Raw genomic sequence first — 18,430 nt, 5'->3', positions numbered from 1 at the left:
CCCCGCCCGCCACGGCGTGCGCCTGCACCCCGGTGCCCGCGTGTCGGCGCTGGTGGGCTCCTCCCGCGTCACGGCGGTGCGCCTGGAGGACGGGCGGGAGCTGGCGGCCGACGCGGTGGTGGTGGGCATCGGCGCCGAGCCCAACACCGAGTGGCTGCACGGCTCGGGCGTGGTCATCGACCGCGGGGTGCGCACCGACGCCCGGGGGGCCACCGGCGTGCCCGGCGTCGTGGCCGTCGGGGACTGCGCGAACTCCTACCGGGCCTACACCGCCGCCCCCATGCGGCTGGAGCACTGGACCAACGCCCTGCAGCAGCCGACGGCGGCCGCCGCGGCCCTGCTGGGCCGCGAGCACAGCGCACCGGCCCACCACGCGGTCCCCTACTTCTGGTCCGACCAGTACGGCCACAAGATCCAGTTCGCGGGCCACCGCACCGGCGACTGCACGGTGCGGATCGAGGAGGGCGATCCGGCGACGGGCCCGTTCCTGGCCCTGTACTGCGACCCCCGCGACGAGGTGACCGGGGTCCTGGCGGTCGACCTCCCGCGCTCCTTCGGCGGGTGGCGCCGACGGCTGGCCAAGCGGATCTGACCGGGGCGCGGGGGAGGGCCCCGCGCCCCTCGGGGCCGACCGTGTCCGGCCGCATCCGGGCGATGCGGGCGATGCTGGCGAGGGCCCCGACCCCGGCCGTGCGCACCCCCGGGGCGGGCTATCCCGCGCCGTCCCGGGCCCCGGGCGCGTCCGCGGCGATCCCCGCCCGCACCCCGATGACGGCCGCCTCGCCCCGGGTGGCCACCCCCAACTTCTTGAGCACCGCGGAGATGTGGAACTTCACGGTGCTCTCGGCCACGCCGAGCTCCTGTGCGATGGCCCTGTTGCGCCTGCCGGCCGCCACCAGGGCGAGCACCTCCCGCTCCCGGCGGTTCAGGTCGGCCGGCAGGCGCTGGTCCGCCTGCGGAGCGGGCGGGGCGAGCGGCAGCCGGACGGCCACCCGGTTGCCCCACCCGGGGACCGACTCCACCTCCAGCCCGGCGCCGAGCGTGTGGGCCCGGCCGTCCAGCGTGCGCCGCAGGCCGGCCGCGTCCAGCACCCCCTCGCTCTGGTCCCGGACATCGACCGCCAGGGCGGCGTCGTCGCAGGTCCAGGCGATGCGCAGCCGCGCCACGTCGGACTGCGCCGTCAGAGCCAGGGCGATGTCGTGCGTGATCGCGCGCGCTCCGTAGGCGACCTCGCCGGGCAGGGGGCCGCCGTCGGCGGAGGGCGGGACGAACTCGGCGGCGACCTCCCGGTGGCGCAGCAAGGGGTCGACCTCCTTGAGCAGGCGCTGGAACGCCGCGTCCGGCGCCTCCTCCGAATGGTTCCGATCGGCCTCCCGCCGTGCACGGAGGGCGATGAGCGCCTTGGAGGCGGCGTCGGCGGCCGCGCCGCGCGCGCTGCGGTCGTCCAGCCGGGACGAGCGCAGAGTGGTGAGGATGCCGGTGAGCGCGGCCTCGTGCGCCGCCGTCAGCTCGGCGGTGGCCCGCGCGCGCTCGCTCGAGGCGGCCCTGGACTCGGCCAGGTAGTCCGGGCTGGCCTGGGCGACCTGCTGCCGGATGGAGGTCGCGACGATCCCGAACGCCGCCGCCAGCGCCGAGGGATGCGCCGGCTCGGCCCGGCGGCGGGGGAGCAGCACCAGGAGCGTGTCCGAGCGGTCCCGCAGCGCCCACACCCACCGCTGCGCGCCGGCCAGCCGGGCGTGGCCGCTCATCCGCTCCCCGAGCGCGATGGACGCCTTCAGCGCCGCGAGCTCCTCGATGGTGACCCGGTCGACGATGGCGCGCTCACCGGCCACCTTGCGGGGGCGCCCGGTGCACTCGAGGGTGAAGATCACCAGCGCCCGGTGGGGCCACCGGGCGGACAGCAGGCGGGAGAACCGGCGGGCGATCTCGGCCAGCGGGCCCGACACCGCCTCGCGCAGCGCGTGCAGGTCGGCGACCGGGTCCGCCGCGTCCCCGGCCGGCGCCTGGGCCGGGGTGTGAGCCTCATCCGTCATGACGGGGGAGTCTAGGCTCCGCCTCCGCGCAGGGGGAACGGAGCGGCCCCGTCGAACGGCGGGATTCTCCCCTTCTTCCGGGGGGCTCCGCGTCCGGTGCGGCCGGCCCTACCGTCGCGGTGAGCGCCGTGTGCTCCAGCGCGCGGCCGACCGCACCATCGGAGGAACACCAGGCATGGCACAGCAGGTACGCGGCGTCGTCGCCATGAAGAAGGGCGCCCCCGTCGAAGTCACCGACATCGTCGTCCCCGACCCCGGTCCCGGCGAGGCCGTGGTCGCCGTCGCGGCGTGCGGGGTGTGCCACACGGATCTGACCTACCGCGAGGGCGGGGTCAACGACGAGTTCCCCTTCCTCCTCGGCCACGAGGCGGCCGGCACGGTGGAGAGCGTGGGCGAGGGCGTCGACGGCCTGGCGCCCGGGGACTTCGTCGTGCTGAACTGGCGCGCGGTCTGCGGCCGGTGCCGCGCCTGCAGCCGCGGCCGCGCCGAGTACTGCTTCGACACCTTCAACGCCGAGCGGAAGATGACCCTGGCGGACGGGACGGAGCTGTCCCCGGCGCTGGGGATCGGCGCGTTCGCGGAGAAGACGCTCGTGCACGCCGGGCAGTGCACCAAGGTCGACGCGTCGGCGGACCCGGCCGTGGCCGGTCTGCTCGGCTGCGGGGTCATGGCCGGACTGGGCGCCGCGGTGAACACCGGGGGAGTGGGCCGGGGCGACTCGGTGGCGGTGATCGGCTGCGGCGGCGTCGGCGACGCCGCGGTGGCGGGGGCCCGGCTGGCCGGCGCCGGGACCATCATCGCGGTGGACCGCGACCCCGGGAAGCTGGAATGGGCCCGGGCGCTCGGCGCCACCCACACCGTCGACGCGGCGCGGGACGACGCGGTCGAGGGGATCCGTGCGGCCACCGGCGGCTTCGGCGCCGACGTGGTCATCGACGCGGTCGGCCGCCCCGAGACCTGGACGCAGGCCTTCTACGCCCGCGACCTGGCCGGGACCGTGGTGCTGGTCGGCGTGCCCACCCCCGACATGCGGCTCGAACTGCCGCTCATCGACGTCTTCGCCCGCGGCGGGGCGCTGAAGTCCTCCTGGTACGGCGACTGCCTGCCCGAGCGCGACTTCCCCGTGCTGATCNCCCGGCGGGGGCGCCTGCCGCTGGAGCGGTTCGTCACCGAGCGCATCGGGATCGACCAGGTCGAGGAGGCCTTCCACACCATGCACCGGGGCGAGGTGCTGCGTTCGGTGGTGGTCCTGTGAGCGGCGCGCTGCGCATCGACCGCGTGGTCACCTCCGGCCTGTTCGAACTCGACGGCGGGGCGTGGAAGGTCGACAACAACGTCTGGGTGGTCGGCGACGACGACGAGGCGGTGGTGATCGACGCCGCGCACGACGCCGAGCCGATCGTCGAGGCCGTGGGCGGGCGGCACGTGGTGGCGGTCGTGTGCACGCACGGGCACAACGACCACGTGACCTACGCCCCGGAGCTGGGCCGGACGCTGCAGGCCCCGGTGCTGCTGCATTCCGGTGACGACGCGCTGTGGCGGATGAGCCACGACGGCACCGCCTACCGGCACCTGGACGACGACCGGCGCATCCCGGTCGCGGGCACCGAGATGCGCGCGATCCACACGCCGGGGCACTCGCCCGGCTCGGTCTGCCTGCACATGCCCGAGGCGGGGGCGCTGTTCTCCGGGGACACCCTCTTCTCAGGGGGACCGGGGGCGACGGGCCGGTCGTACTCGGACTTCCCGACGATCATCGGCTCCATCCGCGACCGCCTGTTCCGGCTCCCGGAGGAGACCCGCGTCCATACGGGCCACGGCGACGGCACCACCATCGGTACGGAGGCGCCGCACCTGGCGGAGTGGATCGCCCGCGGCCACTGAGCCGAACGGACGGCCGGCGCGGTGCGGGGGCGGCGGAGGAAGGGCGCCCGCTCCCGGCCGTGCCCGGCGGCGGGCCGCACCGGGCACGGCCGGTCCGGGGCCGCGGGGAGGGAGACGTGTGCCCCCGGTTGTGCTAACATCACGGATGGGTTGCAGTCTGGATTTCGCTTGATCGCACGATCGCCCGCGGAGTTTCGGTCAGCGGGCGTTTTTTCGTTCCGGAAGAAGGTTCGCGGCAGCCCCGGGCGCCGCAGCCCGCGGCGTCGGTTTCATTGCAGAAGGAACGAGGAGGCCGCCATGGCCACCGGAACCGTGAAGTGGTTCAACAGCGAAAAGGGCTACGGCTTCATCAGCCAGGACGAGGGCGGCCCGGACGTCTTCGTGCACTACTCCTCCATCGCGGGCAGCGGGTTCCGCAACCTCGAGGAGAACCAGCGCGTCGAGTTCGACATCGCTCAGGGCCCCAAGGGCCCGCAGGCCCAGGACGTCCAGGCGCTCTAAGCAGGACCCACAGGCCTTCCGGGCCCGATGACGGCCCGATGGGACGGCCCCCGCAGCACTGCTGCGGGGGCCGTCCCCTTTTATGCCGACCGGCATCGACCTCGTACGGCCCCGGCTCCGGCCGCAGGGACCGCCGGGCGGGGACGCCGTCTCCCGGCCCTTGGGGTGACCGGTCCTGCGGCGTGATCCGCATGAAGGTGGTCGAGTTCCCCGGGGCGGTGGGCGTGGCGGGACGCCGGGAGTGCGGCTGTGCGGGCCGCCGCATGCCGGCGTGTCGCCCACGGAGAAGGAAGAGGGCCCGTTTTTCCCGTATCGCCCCCGGGTGGAGACCCATCCGCTAATCTGTCCTGACCTCGCGGCCCGCTGGCGAGCCTTTCTTCCTGCCCCCCGCACAGAAGGGACGCCGACGATGAGCGGATACGCCGTCGTGGACGTTGAGACGACCGGGATCACGCCGGCGAGCCACCATCGCGTCGTCGAGGTCGCCGTGGTGCACGTGGACGATTCCGGGGAGGTCGGCAGCGAGTGGTCGACGCTGCTCAATCCCGGGCGGGATCTGGGCGCCGGCCACGTGCACCGCATCCGGGCCCGGGAGGTGCGCAAAGCGCCGTTGTTCGAAGAGGTCGCCGGTGACCTGGCGGAGTTGCTCCGCGGACGTGTGGTGGTGGCCCACAACCTCCCTTTCGATGTCCGCTTCCTTGCCGCTGAATACGCGCGGATGGGAGTCGAGGTCCCGTTGTCGCCTTCCCAGGGGCTCTGCACGATGGGTCTTTCCCGTCGCTACCTGCGGGGCACCGGCAAGCGCTCTCTCGAAGGCTGTTGTCGCAGTGCCGGACTCAGGCTCGTGGACGCGCACTCGGCTCTGGGGGACGCGCATGCGGCGGCCGGGCTTCTCCGCCACTATCTCGCGGCGGCCCCCACGCCGCGGCCTTGGGCGGAACTCCTGGCAGCATGCGCCGCCCTCGATTGGCCGCACGTGCAGCGGTCCGGCCGTGCCACGGTCACGCGTTCACAAGCAGGTGAGGGGGAGGCGCACTTCCTGGAACGGATCGTCGAGAGGCTGCCCGGCGACACCGCCACCGACGCGGCCGACCCGTACCTGGCGGTACTCGACCGGGCGCTCGTGGACCGTCACCTGTCGGCGGCCGAGGCCGACGAGCTCGTCGACACGGCCCGCTACCTCGGGATCTCGCGCGAGACGGTGGCGGCGGCGCACCACCGCTATCTCGCGGCGCTGGCCGATGCGGCCTGGGAGGACGGCGTCGTCACCGGCCTTGAACGGGCGGACCTTCAGAACGTGGCCGCACTTCTCGGAATGCCGCCGGACAGCGTGGGAAAGGAGCTGAGGCGCGCGGAGGCGGAACGGACGTGCGGCGGCAGTGCCGCCGGCGGGCGGTCGGCCGCGCCGCCGGCCTCGGCGTTCGTCCTCGACCCTGGCGACCAGGTCGTGTTCACCGGCACCAGTCGGCGGAGCAGGGACGACTGGCACGGAATGGCGGTGGAAGCCGGGCTCGTGCCGAAGAACGGGGTCACCCGGCAGACGCGGATCCTTGTGGCGGCCGATCCCGATTCCCTCTCCGGAAAGGCGAAGAAGGCGCGGGAACGCGGTATCCCGGTCATCACGGAGGAGGCCTTCGAGAAACTCCTGGAGGCGATGGGGTGAGCGGCCCGGCCATGGCGACCCGGGCTCCGAGCTGTTCCTGGACGGCATACCGCCGCCCCCCGTGGCCGGGGCCGACCGTTCAGCTCGGGCGGGCCCAGGTGCCCGGCCGGGTGCTGGTCGTGGTCGACGGCTCGTTCGAGCGCGCCGGGACACGCCGCCGCTGCGGGCCACCCGCCCCGGCTGTCAGGCGTCGAAGCCCGCCCTTCCCGGCGAAGGGCCCGGCCACGGAGGCGGCGGGCCCGTCGACCGTCACACGACGGCTCACCGCGTTCCCGACGCTTCCAGGACAGGACGACCGGGCGGAGTTGCACCACCCGGCAGGACACCATCGCGCGGAGGACGGACCGCGCGCGGGCGCTTTCTCGTCCTCCTCATCTGCGCCGCTCCGCACGGGGCCGGGGGAGCGCGGCCGCCGACCGCCGCCGCCGACGCGCGCCCGGCGCCCGTCGGAAGGTCAGGCCCGCGAGGGCCGCTCAGGGAGGACGCCGGCCAGGGACTCCCGCGCCTCGCGGTAGAGCGCGGCCAGGTCCTGCGGGCCGCCTCCCTCCGCCTCCTGCCCCCACTCGGTGAGGGCCGCGTGCAGGACCGCTCCGGTCAGCGCCGCGATCACCCGCGCCTTGAGGCGGCTGCCCGGCCCCAGCGCTTCGGTGAGACGGGCGCACAGGCGGTCGGAGTAGGCCTGAAGGCGCGCCTCGGCCGCCTGCTTGAGGGCGGGCTCGCGCGCGGTGAGGCGCTGGACGGCCGCGTAGCGCCGGGCCTGCGGCTCGGCGGTCAGGCGGGCGATGAGCACGGCGTACATCTCCTCGATCCGCTCGCGCGCTCCGGCCGCGTCGGCGCCGGCGAGGTCGAGGGCCTCGATCGCCTCCTCCATCGCGGAGAAGTCCTGGAGCGCCGCGTCCTCCTTGGTGGGGAAGTAGCGGAAGAACGTGCGCGGGGAGATGCCCGACGCCGCCGCGATGTCGTCGACGGTCGTGGCCGCGACGCCGCGCTCCTCGAACAATCGCAGGGCCGCCTGGCCGACGTGCTCGGCCGTCTGGCGCCGCCTGCGCGCCCGCAGGTCCTCCCCCTCCTCCCGGAGGGGGCCGGTGCTCGGCATGTGTCGATCCTCTCCTCGCCGCACCTCGTGCCCGGTTTCCGCACCAGGATACGCTTCTGGCAGTGACTGCCAACTTGGCGGTCACTGCGAACTCTTCGTCCGTACCCGTCAACGGAAGGGCCACCCGTGTCGCCATCCCCGCCGCCGGCCGCCTCGGAGGGCGCCGCCGCCGCGACCTCCGCGGAGAGCACCGCGCCCCGCACGGGGCCGGTCATCGGCCTATTGGTCGCCTCGGCCTTCGTGGTGATCCTGAACGAGACGATCATGAGCGTGGCGATGCCGCGCCTGATGGTCGACCTGGACATCACGGCGGCGACGGCGCAGTGGCTGACCACCGCGTTCATGCTGACCATGGCCGCGGTCATCCCGATGACGGGCCGCCTGCTCGAGCGCTACACCACGCGCACGCTCTTCATCGCCGCCATGTCGCTGTTCTCGGCGGGGACGCTGCTGGCCGCGGCCGCGCCCGGTTTCGGCGCCCTGCTGGCCGGCCGCGTCGTCCAGGCCTCCGGTACGGCCGTGATGATGCCGCTGCTCATGACCACGGTCCTGACCTTCGTCCCCGCCGAGCGGCGCGGGCGCACGATGGGCCTGATCTCCATCGTCATGGCGGTCGCCCCGGCGATCGGCCCGACCGTCTCCGGGCTCGTGCTGTCCGTGCTCGGCTGGCGGTGGATGTTCATCGTCGTCCTGCCCTTCGCGCTGCTGGCCCTGGGGGCGGGGGCGGTGCTGGTGCGCAACGTCTCCCGGCCGCGCCCGGTCCGCTTCGACCTGCTCTCCGTCGCGCTGTCCGCCGTGGCCTTCGGCGGCCTGATCTACGGCCTCAACAGCATCGGCGAGGCGGCCGAGGGGCACGCCGCGGTGTCCCCGCTCCTGCCGATCGCCGTCGGCGCCGTCGTCCTGGCGGTGTTCGTGGTCCGGCAGGTGGCGCTGCAGCGGCAGGACCGGCCGCTGATGGACCTGCGGGCGTTTCGCACCCGCAACTTCACCGTGGCGCTGGTCCTGGTGCTGATCAGCATGGCCGCGCTGTTCGGCGCCCTGATCACGCTGCCCCTGCTGCTGCAGAACGTCCTCGGCTACGGCACCCTGGAGACCGGCCTGATGCTGCTGCCCGGCGGCCTGGTGATGGGCCTGGTGGGCGCGGTGATCGGCCGCGTCTTCGACCGGGTCGGCCCGCGCCCGCTGGTCACGCCCGGGGCCGTGGCGGTCAGCGCCGCGCTGTGGGGGATGACGGCGCTCGACCAGGACGCGACCCCGGCGCTGATCATCGGCGTCCACCTCGTGCTCAACGTCGGGCTGGGCTTCATGCTCACCCCGCTGCTGACCTCGGCGCTCGGCTCGCTCCCGGCGCACCTGTACACCCACGGCAGCGCCATCCTGAACACACTGCAGCAGGTCGCCGCCGCTGCGGGCACCGCGCTGTTCATCACGGTCATGTCCACGGGGGCGGCCGCCGCCGTCGCGGCCGGCGAGGGCGCCGTGGCCGCACAGGCGCAGGGCCTGCGGACCGCGTTCGTGTGCGGGGCCGTGATCTCCCTGTTCGCCGTGGCCATGGCCTGGCTCGTCAAGCCCCCCGCCGACCACGGCGGCACCCCGGCGGACGGGCCCGCGCCCGAGGCCGGCACGGCGGACGCTGAAGCGCCCGTGCGGGCGGGCTGACGGTGCCCGAACGGCCCGGGGTCCCGGCGAGGGGAGCGGGGGCGGCGTTCCGCGCCCGTGCCGGGGCCCGCCTGCGCCTCCCCTCGACGGCGTGTCCGTCCACGGTCCCCGCCCGGGCGCAGGCCCCGCGCCCGTGAACCGCCGGCCGCCCGTATCCGAGGCCGGCGAGGTCGACGTGCCCTTCGTCGTGCTGCCGAGCGGGAGGCCGTCGACCGCGACACCCACTGGGAGGAGCACGCCCACCCCACCCACGAGCTGCTCTGGAACGAGCGCGGGGCCTCCGCGGCCACCGTCGGTGCGCGGGTGCGGACCATCACCCCCGCCCTGAACCTGTGGGCCCCGGCCGGGACCCGGCACCGCGCGGCGCAGTCCGGCACGCACGCGGCGCCCGCCATCGCCGACCGGCCGGTCGCGGTCGAGGTCGGAGCGCTGCTCCGGCGGCAGCCGGACCTGCTCACCGATCTGACCCCGGCCGCCCGCTGCGCCGACCACCTCATCGCCCTGGCCGGCGGCCGCGTGCACGCGCAGGGGCCGCCGCAGGCGGTGCTCACGCCCGAGGCCGTGGAGGCGGTGTCCGTCCTGCGCAGCCGGATCATCACCGACCCGGTGTCCGGGCGTTCGCCGATGCCGCCGATGCCGCCGATGCCGCCGATCGGCCGCCACCACGGCGCCCTGGGGTGAGGGGCAGGGCTCCGGCCTCCCGGGTACGGCCGACTCCGGTGTACGGCGGTGCCTCCGTGCCCCTGCCCGGGGCGCCCCCGAAGGGACGGCACACCTCAGTGTCCGGTGGCGTCCTCAGGGAACAGGAGGCGGGCGATCGCGCGGGCCTGGCCCCGGGGGTCCTCCGGGCGCAGCGAGCCTGAGAGCACGAGTGTCGCGTAGCCGTGGACCAGGGACCACGCGGCCACACCGGTGAGACCGGCGTCCCCGCCTTCGGCCCGCCGTTCGGCGATCCCGGCCGCGAGCGCGTCGCTCGCCCGCGCCTGGGCGGCCGCCAGCTCCTCGTCGTCCGTCCGGAGCAGGCCGGGCTGGAACATCACCTCGAAGTGCGCCGGGTGCTCCAGGGCGAAGCGCACGTAGGCCGCCCCCATCCCGACGATCCCGCCGCCCGCGAGCCGCGCCTCGGCGACGGTGTCGGCGAGCATGCCGTACCCCTCGGCGGCCAGCGCGGTGAGCAGGCCGGGCTTGTCGCCGAAGTGGTGGGCCGGTGCCGCGTTGGAGACGCCGGCCTGGCGGGCCAGCCCGCGCAGGCTGACCGCGTAGGCCCCGGACTCGGCTATGGCGGCGGCCGCGGCGGCGAGCAGGGCCCGGCGGAGATCGCCGTGGTGGTAGGCCATGGCCCCAGCCTAGCCCCGATCTTTTCATTGACAAGACCGTGGCGGTGCGCAATCTTGGCAGTGAAAAGATCGATCTCGCCGATGGAGGGGAGGCGCCATGGCGCCGCTGGTCTTCCTACTGGTGGGCACCTCGGCGGTGCTCGTGGCGGGCCTGGCGGGGGTGCGGCGGCTGCGCTCCTGGCCGGTGGCCGTGCGCTGCGGGCTGGCCCTGATGTTCACGGTGACCGGGCTCGCGCACTTCGTGGGCATGCGCCAGGAGCTGGTCGCCATGGTGCCGCCCGCGCTGCCCGCACCGGAACTGCTGGTCACCGTCACCGGGGTGCTGGAGCTGGCGGGCGCCGCGGCGCTGCTGTGGTCCGCCACCGCGCCGTGGGCCGCGGGCGGGCTCGCCCTGATGCTGGTGGCGATGTTCCCGGCCAACGTCCACCGCGCGCTCAGCGGGGCCGGTCTGCCGTGGGACGACCGCCTGGTGCCGAGGACCCTGCTCCAGCTCGTCTTCCTGGCCGCCGCCCTCAGCGTGGTGGTGCACCACGTCCGAAAGGCCCGCCGGGCCCCGGCCGAAGGCCGGGCGGGATAGGCTGCGCCGCCGTGAACGAATCCACCGACGAGTCCACCGCCCACCTCCGGGCGACGGCGGACGCCTACGATGCCGTCGCCGACCTCTACGCCGACTTCGCCCGCGACGCGCTCGCCACCCTGCCCCTGGACCGCGCGGTGATCGCCGCCTTCGCCGACCTGGTCCGCGGCGCGGGGCCCGTCGCCGAGCTCGGATGCGGCCCCGGAGCGGTGACCGCGCACCTCAGGGACCTCGGCCTGGACGCCTTCGGCGTGGACCTGTCGGCGGCCCTGGTCGCGATCGCGCGCAGGGAGTACCCGGACCTCCGCTTCGACGTCGGCTCCATGGACGCCCTGGCCGTGGAGGACGGGGCCCTGGGCGGCGTCCTCTCCTGGTACTCGGTCATCCACCTGCCGCCGCCGGAGATCCCCTCCTACCTCGCCGAGTTCCGCCGGGTGCTCGCGCCCGGCGGGCACCTCCTGCTCGCCTTCTTCGAGGCCGAGGGCGGGCCGGTCGCCGCGTTCGACCACAAGGTGGCCACGGCCTACCGGTGGCCGGCCGACGACCTGGCCGCGGCGGCGGGCGCGGCCGGGTTCACCGAGGTCGGCCGGATGCTGCGCGAGCCGGGCCCGCAGGAGCGGTTCCGGCGCGGGCACCTGCTGATGCGCGCGGGCGAATGACCGCACCGGGCGCGGTCCGGCCGCCGTGCCGTCAGTGCGCCGCGGCGGCCGCGCTCCTCCTGCCGATCACGAACCAGCACAGCGCCCCCAGGAACGGGGCGCAGATGATGAACAGGGCCCACACGACCTTCATCCCGGCCTCCAGCCGCGAGGCGAGGCTGCCGATGAACGCGGCGACGATGAACGCGGCGTAGGCCACCAGGGCCAGGCCGACCAGGACGAGAAGGGCCGCGCTCCCGACCTGGCCGGCGTCGGCGAGCAGGGAGGCGCTGTGGGTGACCATGGTGCGGGGTCCAATCCTCAGGTTCTTCGATCTGTCGCCATAACGCTAGGATCCCGCCCCCGACCTGCGCGTCCCTCTGGAGGACCAACTCCGGGGGCCGCCAGAAGTCGGGGGTCGGCCGTGCCGCGGTGGCCGATCGTCGGTGGGCCCCGGGCGCCCGCCGCCGGGCCGCGCTCGGGCAGGCGCGCTGAGGCCCCGCCGTTCCGCGGGTTCGGGGCCCTACCGGACCGGGCGGGGGAGCCGGACTCGCGCGGACGAGTCCCAAGAGTCCTTTACCTTCACGTGAAATGGGTTCGTCTAGCATTTCTGCATGACGTCCGAGTTGCGCACCGAACGGCTCCTCATCCGCGGTTGGGCGCCCGAAGACGCGTCCGCCGCACTACGGATCTACGGGGTCGAGAAAGTGGCCGCCCGCCTCACCCCGGAAATGAGCACGGTCGGCGACGAAGAGGCCATGCGCTCGGTCCTTCAGGCCTGGATCGAGGCCCAGCCCGACCTGGTGCCGCCGGCGGGCCGGTGGGCGGTGGTCCGCCGGACCGATGACGAGGTGATCGGCGGCCTCACCCTGCGCCAGCTTCCCCCTTACGAGGAGGACTTCGAGTTGAGCTGGCACCTGCGCCCGGATGCCTGGGGGAGCGGTTACGCCACCGAGGCGGCCAGGGGCCTGGCCGGGTGGGCGTTCGAACAGGGGCTGGAGGAGCTCTTCGCCGTCGCACGCCCGGACAACGAGCGCGCCGCCGCCACCGCCCGCCGCATCGGGATGGAGTGGGTCGGCGAGACCGACAAGTACTACGACACCACTCTGCAGGTCTTCCGCATGCGCCCGTCGGACCTGGAGGGCGCCGTCCCGGCGGGCTTCGGCACCGGCGAGTAGGCGAGGGCACAGGGGGCCGCTCCGGGGCCGAGCGCCCCGGGCGCGTAGGATCCGGCCGTACACCGGCGCCGGACCACCGGCCGGGACCCACCGAGGAGAGGGATGGCAGCGCGCGTCCGCCCGGCGCACGAGGGCGACATGGAGGCCGTGGCGGCCGTCTACGCCCACTACGTCGCCGAGACCGTCGCCACGTTCGACGAGCAGGCGCCGGACGCCGCCGTGTGGCGGGCCCGGTTCCTGGACCTGCAGGAGCGCGGGCTGCCGTTCCTGGTCGCCGACGCCGGGAACGGCGCGAACAGCGGAGAGAGCGCGGAGAGCGGGGGCGGGATCGCCGGCTATGCGCTCGCGGCCCCCTGGAAGCCCAAGTCCGCCTACCGGTTCACCGTCGAGGACTCGGTCTACCTGGCGCCCGGGCGCACCGGCGGCGGCCTGGGCACCGAACTCCTGCGCGCCCTGATCGCGGCGTGCGGTGCGGCCGGGCTGAAGAGCATGGTCGCCGTCATCGCCGACACCCCCGACCGGGGCCGGGCCGCCGCGTCGGTCGCCCTCCACGAGCGCCTGGGGTTCTCCCGCACCGGCCGCCTCACAGGGGTCGGCTACAAGCACGGCGCCTGGCTCGACACCGTGCTCATGCAGCGCACTCTGGACTGACCGGGGCACCGAAGGGCGGCGCGTGGGGTGATGGGCGTGCGCCGCACGGGACGGGCGGGCATTCTGGGCTCAGAGGGAAGTGAGCGAGCGAAGGAGGCCCGATGAGCGTCGTCACGGGAGAGCGCGACCTGGCCCGGCTCGTCTCCGGGATGCGACCGGAGCTGCGGGAGGGCGAGTACGTCTTCACCCACGCCCCCGAGGTGCCCGCCGGGGTGCGTCCGGTCGCCACGGTCGCCGAGGACGAGGCCATCACCATCGTCTGCCCGCGCGCCGAGGCCGATGCCGCAGGCCTGTCCTACGACTACGTGGCGGGGTGGATCGAGCTCAAGGTGCACTCGGCGCTGGAGGCCGTCGGCCTGACCGCCGCCGTCGCCGGGGCGCTGGGGGAGGAGGGCCTGTCCTGCAACGTCGTCGCGGGCTTCTTCCACGACCACCTGTTCGTTCCCTACGACGAGCGTGAGCGCGCGCTCTCCGTCCTGGAAGAGCTGTCCGCGCGAGGCGGCGAAACACCGTCCGCACACGGCTGAACGGCGGGACGGAAGAGCCCGCGCCGGCCGGGCCCGGCTTCGCCGCCCGCCCTCAGGGGCCGGGTGACCGGCCGTGGGCGACCCCGATCGCCAAGCCTGTCGCCCCGCACCGTCGACCCGCTCCGCAGTCGAGCCGCGCCTGTGCCGTTCGTGCCCCGCGTCGCTGAGATCGGCCGTGCGCAGCAGTCGGCGGTGAGGGGCAGGCCGGCCCGTGCTCGTGGTCCCATCTCGGCCCCGGGGACCGTCGGCTCTCCCCGGGGAGTGGTGTATCTCCCCTGCGTCGAGGGGGGTTTCTTGGGGCCGTCCCAACACCGGTGGCCGGTTGCTGTCGTTGAAGAGGTGTCCCAGACCAGGGTCTTTCGGGTCGGCCGTTGAGCTGGACGGTCACCATGTTCACGTACTCGGGCGAGTGCGCCGACAGGCGGTGCCCTTGGGGACGTACTGGCGCAGCAGCCCGTTGGCGTGTTCAAGAGTGCACCGGTAGGAGTCCTCCTTGGAGCCGCGCCGCCAGGGCGGGTGCGGATCGCAGAAGTGGACGCGGATGCCTGTTTCCAGGGTGAACCGGTGGTGGCGGGCCATCTCGGCGACCTGGCCCTCGGGCAGGGCCGCGAGCAGGACGCAGCGGGTGGAGCGCTCGCCCCGGGACGCGATGGCCGAGGCGTTGTTCGCACCCGGGATCAGGTCGCCTTCCCAGCGGCCGTCCCCGGAACCAGGGGAAGCGCCGGGTCAGACGTCGTCAGGGGAGGCCTCGGTCATGCGCGTGTAGAGCGGTTCCAGGGCGTCCAGCAGGGCGGTGGCGTCGTCGCCACCGTCGTCGTCCGCGGGGTCGGCCGCGTAGATCGCGGGCTGAGGGCGCGGCGGTGCCGGCTCCGGGGGAACGGTGTCGGCCCAGAAGCGTGCGGGGTCCACAGGAAGGTCCGGAAACGGCTCGGCTCGGGGACGCGGAGTGTCCGGGAAGGGCGACCCGCCGGCCCCTTCCGTGCCGCTCCCAGCGTCGTCGGCGTCCGCCGCCCCGTGCGCATGGCGGCGCAGCCCCGCGAGGAAGTCCCCGCGCGCCATGCCCAGCCAGGTCGTCAGCAGGAACGGGTCCCGCCCCACCGCCTCGGACAGGGCCGTCAGCGTCGCCGCCACGTGCTTGCACGTCCCGCCCCAGTCGGGACAGGAGCAGGTGAGCACCAGGTCGTCCAGGCCCCGGGGGAACAGGTCCAGCCCCAGCACGCCGAAGACGCGCTCGACCTCGGGCGGCAGCGCGCCCTCGAACAGGCGCGCGCGGAAGAGCGGCTGCCCCGCCAGGGCGCCCAGTACGCGCTCCCAGTCCTCTTCGGCCAGGCACACGCGGATGAGGCTGACCCGGTACGGAGACCTCCCGGATCCCGCGACCCGCGCGCGCACCTCGCCCGGGACCACCTTCAGATCCTGCACCGCACCGTCGGCCGCGTAGGCCCGCCCGCGCGCCAGCCGTCCGGGTTCGGTCCCCGCCTCAAGGGCCTGTGTGAAGCTCTCCGCCCACCAGGACGACTCCTCCGTACCGCGTCGGCTCACCGGGCCACCGCCTCGGGCGCCAGGCGCACCACCTCGCGCAGCTCATCGGTGGACAGTTCGGTCAGCCAGTCCTCGCCGGTGCCCACGACCCGCTCGGCCAGGGCCTTCTTTCGCTCGATCATCTCGTCGACCCGCTCCTCCAGGGTCCCCGTGCACACCAGCTTGCGCACCTGGACGTCGCGCCGCTGCCCGATGCGGAAGGCACGGTCGGTGGCCTGCTCCTCCACCGCCGGGTTCCACCACCGGTCGATGTGCACGACGTGGTTGGCCGCGGTCAGCGTCAGCCCGGTGCCCGCCGCCTTGAGCGAGAGCAGGAACACCATGGGCTCGGCCGCCTCCTGGAAGCGCCGCACCATCTCCTCGCGCCGGGGCCGCGGGGTGCCGCCGTGCAGCCACAGCACGGGCGCCCCCAGGCGCGCCGCAAGGTAGGGGGCCAGGCGGTCGCCCAGCGCGGCGTACTGGGTGAAGCACAGGGCGCTGTCGCCCTCGGCGAGAGCCTCCTCCAGCACCGCCTCCAGCCGCTCCAGCTTGCCCGATCGGCCGGCCAGCGCAGAGCCGTCCCCCAGGAACTGGGCGGGATGGTTGCAGATCTGCTTCAGCCGGGCCATGGTCGACAGCACCAGCCCCTTGCGCTGGATGCCGTCGGCCTCGTCGAGGCGGCGGGTCATCTCCTCCACCGCGGCCTTGTAGAGCGAGGCCTGCTCGGGTGTGAGCGTGCACCAGGTGCGGAACTCGTTCTTCTCCGGCAGGTCCTCGATGATGGAGCGGTCGGTCTTCAGGCGGCGCAGGATGAAAGGGCCCGTGGCGCGTTTGAGGGCGTCGGCGGCGCGCTCGGCCTCCGCGCCCTCGCCGCGCTCGATGCGCGCGGCGCCCCGCAGGAAGGGCGCGCGCGGCCCCAGCAGCCCGGGGTTGGCGAACTCCATGATCGACCAGAGCTCGCCCAGGTCGTTCTCGACCGGTGTGCCGGTCAGCGCGATACGGGTGTCGGCCTCCAGCCCGCGCACCGCCCGCGCCTGGCGGGTGGAGGGGTTCTTGACCGCCTGCGCCTCGTCGCAGACGACCCGGTGCCAGGGCAGGGCCGCCAGCTCCTCGGCGTCCCGCGCCACCACCCCGTAGGTGGTCACCACCAGGTCGCACCCGCCCGCCGTGCGGGCCAGGGCGTTGCCGTGCGGGCGGCCGGGGCCGTGGTGGGCGTGCACCCGCAGGCCCGGGGCGAACCGGGCGGCCTCGCGTACCCAGTTGCCCACCAGCGAGACCGGGCAGACCATCAGGGTGGGCCCGGGCACCGCACCGTCCCGCCGCTCGTCGGCGAGCACCGCCAGCAGCTGCACGGTCTTGCCCAGCCCCATGTCGTCGGCGAGCACCGCGCCCAGGCCCAGGCGCCCCAGGAAGCGCAGCCAGGCGGCGCCCCGGCGCTGGTAGGGGCGGAGCGCCCCGTCGAAGTCGGCGGGGGTGTCCATCGGCTCCAGGCGCGCCTCCGCGCCGCCGAGCAGGTCGCGCAGGGCGCCGTCGGCCTCGACCTCGTCCACCGGCAGCGGCGCGCCGCCTCCGTCGGGGGAGGCGGCCGCGCGCAGCGCCTCGTCCCGGCGCATCCGGCCGGAGCCGCGGCGGCGCAGGAACTCCAGTGCCGAGCGCAGGTGCGCCGGGTCCACCTCGACCCACCGGCCGCGCAGCCGCACCAGCGGCTGCTTGAGGCGGGCGAGCTCCTCCAGCTCGGCCAGGTCGACCGCCGCGCCGCCGAGCACCGCCTCGAAGGAGAAGTCGACCAGGTCGGTCGGGCCGATGCCGCCCCCGGACCCGGACGGCTCGGCCTCGCGCACGGTCAGGCGCAGTCCCAGCCGGGCGCCGTCCATGCCCTCGGGCAGGACCACGGCGAAGCCGGCCGCGTCCAGGCGGGGGGCGGCGTCGCGGATGAAGGCGTAGGCGCCGCCGGTGCCGGTCTCCACCGCGGAGGGGGCCAGCTCCTCCAGGGCGTCGCGGATCGGCGGGAAGTGGCGGGCAGCGCGCCGCAGGTCGCGCAGCAGGGTGCTCTCCACGTCGTCGGGGAGCCAGGCGCCGCCCTCGCCCAGCCACACCTCCGACAGCGGCAGCTGCAGGCTGGGGTCGGCCGAGGAGCGCACCCAGAACTCCACCCGCCACCGCTCGGGCTCACCGGCCTCGCGCTCCTGCGGGTCCGGCTCCACCAGGCGAAGGACCAGGCGGGCCCCGCCGGGCCGCTCGGCCGCGGCGTGACAGCCGCGCAGCCGGGCGGCCAGGGCGGCGGACTCCTCGGCCGGGGCCGACAGGGGGCGCGGCTCGGGCCGGGCGAGCGCCGAGGCGAGCGACCGGCCCGTGTGACCCGCGCGTCCGGTGCGGCCGCCGGCGGGGCGGGCGCCCCGGGACAGGGACCGTCCGGCGGCGTCGGTCAGGGCGCACAGCGCGGCGTAGACGGGATCGGCGGCCTCAGGCGCGGTGCCGTCGGTACCGTCGGCGTCCTCTGTGCCTTCGACGCCGTCGGCGCCCAGCGCGCGGGCCGACGGCGGGAGCGATGTGCGCAGCGCGCGGAAGTGTTCGGCGTCGGCGCCCTGGAGGACGGGACGCCAGAGCGCCTTGGGCGGCTCGCCCACCAGGCGGGGAAGGACGCGGCCGGCCGAGGCCAGCCTCCGGGCGAAGGCGCGCACCGATTGCAGGTGGCGCAGCGCCGGACCGAGGGCCACGTCCCCGAGCGGCCCCTGGTTCAGCACCTCCAGGGCGCGGTCGGCCTCGGCTCCGTGCAGCACGACGGCGGGCACGCGCCAGGTGTGCAGGCGGGGCCCGTCCACCTCGGGCGCTCCGGGCAGCGCTCCCAGGGCGGGGGAGGGCAGCGGGTGGGAAGCCGAGCCGGGCAGCGGCACCCGGCGCTCGGACCGCTCACCGGCGCGCGCTCCGGCCTCGGACAGCAGGGCGCCCAGGTCTGCCGCGGGAACGGCGTAGGGGTGGAGCGGAGTCGTCCCGCCGTCCCTGCCGCGCGCGCCGGAATCCTCGGCGCACGGAGGCAGCGCGGCGTCCTCCGCCCACAGGACCAGGCCGTCGGCCCCCTCCCAGGCCCCGTGCAGTACCCGCACGCTCCGCCCCCATCGGTCGCGCCTTCCACCATGACGCCTCCCAGTATCGCGACCCCCGGGG

At 75.1% G+C, this 18,430-nt stretch carries 18 protein-coding genes and 1 pseudogene; 12 read left to right on the top strand and 7 right to left on the bottom strand.

Features of this window, described 5'->3' with window-relative positions; genetic code table 11:
- On the top strand, nucleotides 1-592 hold a 592-nt coding region (locus D450_RS0106290; protein ID WP_017537827.1), incomplete at its 5' end, for an FAD-dependent oxidoreductase.
- A gap of 118 nt (nucleotides 593-710) precedes the next feature.
- On the opposite strand, the gene D450_RS0106285 is transcribed toward D450_RS0106290, so the two are convergent.
- Nucleotides 711-2,033 carry a LuxR C-terminal-related transcriptional regulator gene (locus D450_RS0106285; protein ID WP_017537826.1) on the bottom strand — a complete coding sequence of 441 codons (1,323 nt, stop codon included), beginning with the start codon at nucleotides 2,031-2,033 and terminating at the stop codon, nucleotides 711-713.
- 175 nt (nucleotides 2,034-2,208) lie between these two features.
- Between D450_RS0106285 and D450_RS0106280 the strand changes: the two genes are divergently transcribed.
- From D450_RS0106280 to D450_RS0106265, 4 genes are all read left to right on the top strand, one after another.
- Complete coding sequence (locus tag D450_RS0106280) at nucleotides 2,209-3,288, top strand: S-(hydroxymethyl)mycothiol dehydrogenase (protein ID WP_017537825.1); 1,080 nt, start codon at nucleotides 2,209-2,211, stop codon at nucleotides 3,286-3,288.
- Nucleotides 3,285-3,917 carry an MBL fold metallo-hydrolase gene (locus D450_RS0106275; RefSeq protein WP_017537824.1) on the top strand — a complete coding sequence of 211 codons (633 nt, stop codon included), beginning with the start codon at nucleotides 3,285-3,287 and terminating at the stop codon, nucleotides 3,915-3,917. The genes D450_RS0106280 and D450_RS0106275 overlap by 4 nt, the downstream gene beginning before the upstream one ends.
- Nucleotides 3,918-4,214: 297 nt before the next feature.
- Nucleotides 4,215-4,418, top strand: a complete 204-nt coding sequence (locus D450_RS0106270) for a cold-shock protein (protein WP_017537823.1) — start codon at nucleotides 4,215-4,217, stop codon at nucleotides 4,416-4,418.
- Between the two features lie 409 nt (nucleotides 4,419-4,827).
- A complete protein-coding gene (locus D450_RS0106265) occupies nucleotides 4,828-6,081 on the top strand; it encodes an exonuclease domain-containing protein (RefSeq protein ID WP_017537822.1) in 1,254 nt (417 codons plus the stop codon).
- 454 nt (nucleotides 6,082-6,535) lie between these two features.
- On the opposite strand, the gene D450_RS0106260 is transcribed toward D450_RS0106265, so the two are convergent.
- Nucleotides 6,536-7,177 carry a TetR family transcriptional regulator gene (locus tag D450_RS0106260; protein ID WP_017537821.1) on the bottom strand — a complete coding sequence of 214 codons (642 nt, stop codon included), beginning with the start codon at nucleotides 7,175-7,177 and terminating at the stop codon, nucleotides 6,536-6,538.
- A 126-nt stretch (nucleotides 7,178-7,303) separates the two neighbouring features.
- On the opposite strand from D450_RS0106260, the gene D450_RS0106255 reads away from it, so the two are divergent.
- Nucleotides 7,304-8,836, top strand: a complete 1,533-nt coding sequence (locus D450_RS0106255; RefSeq protein WP_017537820.1) for an MDR family MFS transporter — start codon at nucleotides 7,304-7,306, stop codon at nucleotides 8,834-8,836.
- Between the two features lie 303 nt (nucleotides 8,837-9,139).
- Nucleotides 9,140-9,517: an ATP-binding cassette domain-containing protein gene (locus D450_RS35380; RefSeq protein ID WP_017537819.1), complete on the top strand. Its 378-nt coding sequence runs from the start codon at nucleotides 9,140-9,142 to the stop codon at nucleotides 9,515-9,517.
- Between the two features lie 95 nt (nucleotides 9,518-9,612).
- Here D450_RS35380 and D450_RS0106245 read toward each other — a convergent pair whose 3' ends face one another.
- The gene (locus D450_RS0106245) at nucleotides 9,613-10,173 is read right to left on the bottom strand and encodes a TetR/AcrR family transcriptional regulator (RefSeq protein WP_017537818.1); all 561 of its coding nucleotides are present in this window, start codon (nucleotides 10,171-10,173) and stop codon (nucleotides 9,613-9,615) included.
- 97 nt (nucleotides 10,174-10,270) lie between these two features.
- On the opposite strand from D450_RS0106245, the gene D450_RS0106240 reads away from it, so the two are divergent.
- The gene (locus D450_RS0106240; RefSeq protein WP_017537817.1) at nucleotides 10,271-10,750 is read left to right on the top strand and encodes a DoxX family protein; all 480 of its coding nucleotides are present in this window, start codon (nucleotides 10,271-10,273) and stop codon (nucleotides 10,748-10,750) included.
- Between the two features lie 11 nt (nucleotides 10,751-10,761).
- Entirely contained in the window at nucleotides 10,762-11,409 is a 648-nt protein-coding gene (locus D450_RS0106235; RefSeq protein ID WP_017537816.1) for a class I SAM-dependent methyltransferase, read from the top strand.
- 31 nt (nucleotides 11,410-11,440) lie between these two features.
- On the opposite strand, the gene D450_RS0106230 is transcribed toward D450_RS0106235, so the two are convergent.
- A complete protein-coding gene (locus tag D450_RS0106230; protein WP_017537815.1) occupies nucleotides 11,441-11,692 on the bottom strand; it encodes a PLD nuclease N-terminal domain-containing protein in 252 nt (83 codons plus the stop codon).
- 310 nt (nucleotides 11,693-12,002) lie between these two features.
- Between D450_RS0106230 and D450_RS29600 the strand changes: the two genes are divergently transcribed.
- The 3 genes from D450_RS29600 (at nucleotide 12,003) to D450_RS0106215 (ending at nucleotide 13,744) form a co-directional block, all read left to right on the top strand.
- The gene (locus D450_RS29600; protein WP_017555982.1) at nucleotides 12,003-12,566 is read left to right on the top strand and encodes a GNAT family N-acetyltransferase; all 564 of its coding nucleotides are present in this window, start codon (nucleotides 12,003-12,005) and stop codon (nucleotides 12,564-12,566) included.
- Nucleotides 12,567-12,668: 102 nt separating this feature from the next.
- Nucleotides 12,669-13,217 (top strand): GNAT family N-acetyltransferase, encoded by a 549-nt coding sequence (locus tag D450_RS0106220; protein WP_017537813.1) that lies wholly within the window; start codon nucleotides 12,669-12,671, stop codon nucleotides 13,215-13,217.
- Nucleotides 13,218-13,318: 101 nt separating this feature from the next.
- Nucleotides 13,319-13,744, top strand: coding sequence for an ACT domain-containing protein (locus D450_RS0106215; protein ID WP_017537812.1), 426 nt, complete (start codon nucleotides 13,319-13,321; stop codon nucleotides 13,742-13,744).
- Nucleotides 13,745-14,082: 338 nt separating this feature from the next.
- Here D450_RS0106215 and D450_RS35710 read toward each other — a convergent pair.
- The 3 genes and pseudogenes from D450_RS35710 to D450_RS0106205 form a co-directional block, all read right to left on the bottom strand.
- Nucleotides 14,083-14,443, bottom strand: a pseudogene (locus tag D450_RS35710) (transposase); the annotation flags it as partial.
- A gap of 27 nt (nucleotides 14,444-14,470) precedes the next feature.
- A complete protein-coding gene (locus tag D450_RS0106210; protein ID WP_017537811.1) occupies nucleotides 14,471-15,286 on the bottom strand; it encodes an SWIM zinc finger family protein in 816 nt (271 codons plus the stop codon).
- Nucleotides 15,283-18,369, bottom strand: coding sequence for a DEAD/DEAH box helicase (locus D450_RS0106205; protein ID WP_017537810.1), 3,087 nt, complete (start codon nucleotides 18,367-18,369; stop codon nucleotides 15,283-15,285). Before D450_RS0106205 ends, D450_RS0106210 begins: the two co-directional genes overlap by 4 nt.
- Nucleotides 18,370-18,430: the final 61 nt, after the last annotated feature.

The organism is Nocardiopsis halophila DSM 44494 (assembly GCF_000341245.1).
Lineage (GTDB): Bacteria > Actinomycetota > Actinomycetes > Streptosporangiales > Streptosporangiaceae > Nocardiopsis_A > Nocardiopsis_A halophila.
This window is presented reverse-complemented; position numbering and strand designations above follow the sequence as displayed.

Bases quoted from the DNA above. Each gene is read 5' to 3' on its own strand.
- D450_RS0106285 (WP_017537826.1), bottom strand. From the start codon at position 2,033: ATGACGGATGAGGCTCACACCCCGGCCCAGGCGCCGGCCGGGGACGCG.
- D450_RS0106265 (WP_017537822.1), top strand. From the start codon at position 4,828: ATGAGCGGATACGCCGTCGTGGACGTTGAGACGACCGGGATCACGCCG.
- D450_RS0106260 (WP_017537821.1), bottom strand. From the start codon at position 7,177: ATGCCGAGCACCGGCCCCCTCCGGGAGGAGGGGGAGGACCTGCGGGCG.
- D450_RS0106240 (WP_017537817.1), top strand. From the start codon at position 10,271: ATGGCGCCGCTGGTCTTCCTACTGGTGGGCACCTCGGCGGTGCTCGTG.
- D450_RS0106245 (WP_017537818.1), bottom strand. From the start codon at position 10,173: ATGGCCTACCACCACGGCGATCTCCGCCGGGCCCTGCTCGCCGCCGCG.
- D450_RS0106215 (WP_017537812.1), top strand. From the start codon at position 13,319: ATGAGCGTCGTCACGGGAGAGCGCGACCTGGCCCGGCTCGTCTCCGGG.
- D450_RS0106230 (WP_017537815.1), bottom strand. From the start codon at position 11,692: ATGGTCACCCACAGCGCCTCCCTGCTCGCCGACGCCGGCCAGGTCGGG.
- D450_RS29600 (WP_017555982.1), top strand. From the start codon at position 12,003: ATGACGTCCGAGTTGCGCACCGAACGGCTCCTCATCCGCGGTTGGGCG.
- D450_RS0106270 (WP_017537823.1), top strand. From the start codon at position 4,215: ATGGCCACCGGAACCGTGAAGTGGTTCAACAGCGAAAAGGGCTACGGC.
- D450_RS0106220 (WP_017537813.1), top strand. From the start codon at position 12,669: ATGGCAGCGCGCGTCCGCCCGGCGCACGAGGGCGACATGGAGGCCGTG.